Consider the following 5,451-nt stretch of genomic DNA (forward strand, 5'->3'; position numbering starts at 1 on the left):
TCCCCGGCGTCCACCTCTCTTTTCCGTACGACCAGCGGCGTGGCCTCAGCAGCAGTCGCAGTGCTCGTTGTTGCAGCAACCGTCCTTGCAGCACTCGCAGTCGCAGCAGGGCTTGGTGTCGTCCTGGGCCATCGTAGCCTCCAGTGAGGAAGTCCGTACATCTGCATCCTCAGGATAGCCGGAAACCGGCACGCGAACAAGCCCGCCATCCGTCGCAGGCCGGCCGTCACCGGTCTCGCGCTACGCTCGCCGGGGACGGTGAAGGCCCTCCCGGCACGGCGTTCGCAGGTCGGGCGCGGTTCGCATCACGCGCAGCGCAGCGACAACCGGAGACGAGCGACACGATGGGTTCGGCGACACTTCAGCACGACGTAGAGCAGATCGTACGCGGCGACCACCGCGATCCCTTCCGGGTGCTGGGCCTGCACCGCGTCTCCATCGGCGGCGAGATACGGCTGGTGGCGCGCGCGTTCATCCCCGGCGTGGAGAGCGCCGCCGTGGTGGACGCGGCCGGCGGCGCCGTCACGCCCATGGAGCGCATCCACCCGGAAGGCTTCTTCGAGGCCGTCTTCCCCCGCGGGGCGGAGTCGTTCCCGTACCGCCTGCGCACCGAGACGGCGGACGGGCAGGTCGCGGAGGAGGCCGACGCGTACGCGTTCCCGTCCACCGTGAGCGAGTTCGACCTCTACCTCATCGGTGAGGGCACGCACCTGCGGCTGTACGACGTGCTGGGCGCGCATCCGTGCGAGATGGACGGCGTGGCGGGCGTGCGCTTCGCCGTGTGGGCGCCCGCCGCGGACCGCGTGAGCGTGGTGGGCGACTTCGATGCGTGGGACGGGCGGCGCTTCCCCATGCGGCTGCACCCCGGCGCGGGCGTGTGGGAGATCTTCATCCCCGGCATGGAGGCCGGCACCGTCTACAAGTACGAGATACAGACGGGCCACGCCGGCACCTTCCTCAAGGCCGACCCCGTCGCCTTCCAGGCCGAGCACCGCCCCGCCACCGGCTCCGTCGTGGCCGAGATCAATGGCTACGAGTGGGGCGACGACACGTGGATGGCCCGCCGCGCCGAGGCGAAGGAGGAGTGCGGCGCCTTCGCCGTGTACGAGGTGCACCTGGGCTCGTGGCGCCGCGTGCCGGAAGAGGAGGACCGGCCGCTCACCTACCGCGAGCTGGCCCACCAGCTGGCCGACTACGTGAGCGAGATGGGCTTCACGCACGTGGAGCTGCTGCCGGTGATGGAGCACCCGTACGATCCGTCGTGGGGCTACCAGGTCACCGGCTACTACGCGCCCACGTCGCGCCACGGCGGCCCCAAGGACTTCAAGTACCTGGTGGACCACCTGCACCGCCGCGGCATCGGGGTGATCCTGGACTGGGTGCCGGCGCACTTCCCCAAGGACGCACACGCGCTGCGGCGGTTCGACGGCACGGCGCTGTACGAGCACGCCGACCCGCGCCAGGGCGAGCACCCGGACTGGGGCACGCTCATCTTCAACTTCGGGCGCAACGAGGTCCGCAACTTCCTCATCGCCAACGCACTGTTCTGGCTCGACGAGTACCACGTGGACGGGCTGCGGGTAGATGCGGTGGCGTCCATGCTGTACCTGGACTACTCGCGCCAGCCGGGGCAGTGGGTGCCCAACCGCCACGGCGGGCGCGAGAACCTGGAGGCCATCGCCTTCCTGCAGGAGCTGAACGGCCTGGTGCGCGAGCGCCTACCCGGCGCGCTGATGATCGCCGAGGAGTCGACCGCCTGGCCGGGCGTCACGCAGCCGCCGCACCTGGGCGGGCTGGGCTTCCACCTCAAGTGGAACATGGGGTGGATGAACGACTTCCTGCGCTTCGTGGAAGAGCAGCCCATCTACCGGAAGTATCACTTCAACCTGCTCACCTTCTCGCTGATGTACGCCTTCAGCGAGCGCTTCGTGCTGCCTTTCTCGCACGACGAGGTGGTGCACCTGAAGGGCTCGCTGCTCGCCAAGATGCCGGGCGACGACTGGCAGAAGTTCGCCAACCTGCGCCTGGCGCTGGGCGTCATGTGGGGCCACCCCGGCAAGAAGCTGCTGTTCATGGGCGGCGAGATCGGGCAGTGGAGCGAGTGGAGCGAGTCGCGCTCGCTGGACTGGCACCTGCTGGGCGGGCCGCTGCACGCCGGCATACAGCGCTTCGTGCGCGACCTCAACGCGCTCTACGGAGCCGAGCCCGCGTTCTGGGAAGTCGACTTCTCGCACGAGGGGTTCGAGTGGATCGACTTCCGCGACGTGGAGCAGAGCATCGTCTCGTTCCTGCGGCGCGGCAAGCGGCCGGGCGACGAGCTGCTCTTCGTCTGCAACTTCACGCCGGTGCCGCGCCACGCCTACCGCGTGGGCGTGCCCGCCGAGGGCGAGTACCGCGAGCTGCTGAACAGCGACGCGGAGCTGTACGGCGGCAGCAACCTGGGCAACGCAGGCGGCGTCGCGTCCGAGCCCGTGCCGGCCCAGTCGCGTCCGCACTCCATCTCGCTCACCCTGCCCCCGCTCGGCATCCTCGTCCTCAAGCGCGAGCCGAGCGGCGAAGGCTGACGTTCGGGAGACGCGGATCGTGGCTCGGGCGAGCTGGATCGTGGATCGAGAGATGTGAAGCGGCGGACGGGAGATGGAAGGCGTCGCATCTGCCGATTCGACCTGGTGCCGGGCGGAGTGCCAGGCATCCGCGGTGCTTCGGCCGATGCGAGCCGCGCATGGGGACGGAGCCAATGCATCCTCGGTCTCGAGGTTCGGTCGACGATCGCGGATGAGCGGAGGAGACCGCAGATGTCGTTGCGTCACACCTATTTGTGCGGAGTTCCGTATGCGGTGGGACGCGGGGGCGGCGTCCGACACGGCGGAGAGGTGCGTTCCGCTGGGCTGTGCTGCGCCGATTCTTGCGTGGCCGGGGCGGTTTGAGGGTCGGCCCGCAACGGGCATGAACCAGCCTTTCCGGGGGTCGCGCGTGGCAGTGCAGACCGTCCTCCTCGTGGAGGACAACGAAGACAACCGCATGATCTACTCGACGGCGCTTCGCCACTTCGGGTTCGCGGTGGTGGAGGCGTTCGACGGCGAGCAGGGCATCGAGCTGGCGCAGGAGCACAACCCGGCGGTGATCCTGATGGACGTGACCATGCCGGGGATCGACGGGTGGGAGGCCACGCGGCGCATCAAGGCCATTCCGCAGACGGCGCACATCCCCGTGATCGCGCTCACCGCCCGCGCCTTCGGCGAGGACCGCCGCACCGCCGCCGAGGCGGGCTGCGACGGCTTCCTCACCAAGCCCATCGCCCCGCGCGAGGTGGTGGACGCCGTCCGCAAGGCGCTGGGCCAGCCCGCCACCTGACCCTGCGCGTGCACGCCGCCTGGGCGTCGCGTGCCCGCGGGTGAGCCCGCGCGAGAGGTCGTGGGCCCCGCGCAACGGAGAAACCAGTCCAGACACGTCACGGGAGGATACATGGCGAAAGCCACGTCCGGCTCGGAGAAGCCGGCGAAGAAGACCAGGGCTACGGTCGCGACGCCGGCTGGCGACACAGCGGAGAAAGAGCCGGCCGCGTCGAAGCAGCCGACCCGATCGGCAACCGCGAAGAAGACGGCCGCCGCCACGAAGAAGCCCGCCGGTTCCGCCACGCCCGTGAAGGCGCCGGCGCGTGGGAAAGCGGCTGCCGGCACGGGTGCGTCGGACACGCCCTCCGCCGGAGCTTCGGCGAAGGCCGGGAAGAGCGCGAACGCATCCGCCGGCTCGGCGCCCTCCAAGACGGCGAAGGCGTCCGGCGGCGCGGCGGCGAAGAAGACGGCCGCGGAGACGCCCGGCCGGGCGAAGAGTGGCGGAGAGGCGAAGGCGGAGGGCGGCGCCCCGGACCTGCGGGCGCACATGCGCGACTTCGCCTCCACGCGCGCCGAGGGTTGGGGGCACGACGACTGGCTCGCGTTCCTCGACGAGCTTCACGGACGCGGGCACGACGTGAGCGACCACCACGCCATCGGCCGGCAGCTGGAGAGCGAGCGACTGTCGCTGGTGCTGGAGCGCATGCCGGAGCTGAGCCCGCCCCAGGTGTCCGCGCTCGTCGAGCGGTTCGAGACGCTCTGGAGCCTCCGCAACGCGCAGGCGTCCGAGCTGGCCGAGGTCCGCGGCGTCTCCGGCGACCTCGCCGAGCGAGTGCTTGAAGCGGTCCGCCACGGCTGAACCCGGGGGCGCATCCAACATCCCTCGACAAACAAACCGCCGGTCCGGCTTCGCTGCCGGGCTGGCGGTTTCTTGTTGCAGAGTGAGGGTAGTTGGAGGCGTGGGGCGGGTGCCCCCTCCCCCAGCCCCTCCCCCAAAACTGCCTGGGGGAGGGGAGCTAATTGGGGGCAGCCGTTAGAATTTCGGGGGATTTGGATTCCATTGAAGGCTCCATCCTCACCAGGGTGAAGAGACGGGTGGCTGAGGCGCGAACCGGCGTCGCCGCAGCGTCGGGATGATGGGCATCTACCGAGCACGCTTGGGCCTGTTCAGCCGCCGCCCCGGGCGCGAGCACGAGTTAAACCCCACGCCCGCAAGCAGTTCTCCCCTCTCCCGCTTGCGGGGGAGGGGCCGGGGGAGGGGGCGCCTCCCCCCAGCGACACCGCCCCAGGCGTGCTCCGTCAATCCTCCACCTTCTCCAGCAGCGCCACGGGGAACGAGGCGAACAGCTCGTCCGCGCGCAGGCCTGCGAGCGCCCCGCGAGGGGAGGATTCGACTACCTCGCCGGTGAGAACGTTGCGGAAGCGGCCGGAGAGCACGTCTGCCGAGCCTTCGACCCACGTGTTCTTCCACGTGCCGGCGGTGGGAAGGGCGAAGTCGTGGCCGCGCATGAGGGCGGCGGCGAGGCGGGGGACGACGGCGACGACGGTGGAGCCGGCGCCGCGGCGCGCGAACGCGAGCAGGTGCCCGACGGCCTCGCCAGCGGAGGCGAGCGGGACGTACTCGCCGTCGCGGAACAGGTCCGGCAGCGCCTCGCGCAGGAGCAGCGCGCGGTGGGTGAGGAACATCTTCGCGCGCCCGTCCTCCCACGCGTCCATCAGCTCGCGGGCTACGGCGGCGGGATCGCGCTCCTCCAGGTCGCGGCGGAGGGCGGCCAACGTTTCCCGGCGCAGCGCGTAATCCACCGGCCGGCGGTTGTCCGGATCGACCAGGCTGAAGTCCCACAGCTCCTGGCCCTGGTACACGTCCGGCACGCCGGGCGCGGCCAGCTTCACCAGCGTCTGCGACAGGGCGTTCAGCATGCCCATGCGCGCCACCACGGGCTGGAGTGCGCGGAAGTCTTCCATGAACGCGTTGCCTGCGCCGCGCCGCAGGATCGCGCGCACGAAGGCCTGCAAGCCCTGGTCGTACTCCTCGTCGGGGTTGATCCAGCTGGTGTGGACCTTGGCCTCGCGCGTGGCCTTCTCCATGTACTGGCCCACGCGGGCCACGAACTCC

The 5,451-nt window shown here is 70.4% G+C and carries 4 protein-coding genes; 3 read left to right on the top strand and 1 reads right to left on the bottom strand.

Translation table 11 applies throughout. The features are described from left to right. The first annotated feature begins 344 nt into the window (after window positions 1-344). From glgB to VFE05_07280, 3 genes are all read left to right on the top strand, one after another. The gene (gene glgB / locus VFE05_07270) at window positions 345-2,564 is read left to right on the top strand and encodes a 1,4-alpha-glucan branching protein GlgB (protein ID HET6229856.1); all 2,220 of its coding nucleotides are present in this window, start codon (window positions 345-347) and stop codon (window positions 2,562-2,564) included. 382 nt (window positions 2,565-2,946) lie between these two features. Beyond that, on the top strand, window positions 2,947-3,354 hold the full coding sequence (locus VFE05_07275; protein ID HET6229857.1) for a response regulator: 408 nt from the start codon (window positions 2,947-2,949) through the stop codon (window positions 3,352-3,354). A 111-nt stretch (window positions 3,355-3,465) separates the two neighbouring features. Further along, window positions 3,466-4,194, top strand: a complete 729-nt coding sequence (locus tag VFE05_07280; GenBank protein ID HET6229858.1) for a hypothetical protein — start codon at window positions 3,466-3,468, stop codon at window positions 4,192-4,194. Window positions 4,195-4,634: 440 nt separating this feature from the next. Here VFE05_07280 and VFE05_07285 read toward each other — a convergent pair. Further along, window positions 4,635-5,451 (bottom strand): hypothetical protein (locus VFE05_07285; GenBank protein ID HET6229859.1); only part of this gene is annotated, 817 nt, incomplete at its 5' end.

Source organism: Longimicrobiaceae bacterium (genome assembly GCA_035696245.1).
Lineage (GTDB): Bacteria > Gemmatimonadota > Gemmatimonadetes > Longimicrobiales > Longimicrobiaceae > DASRQW01.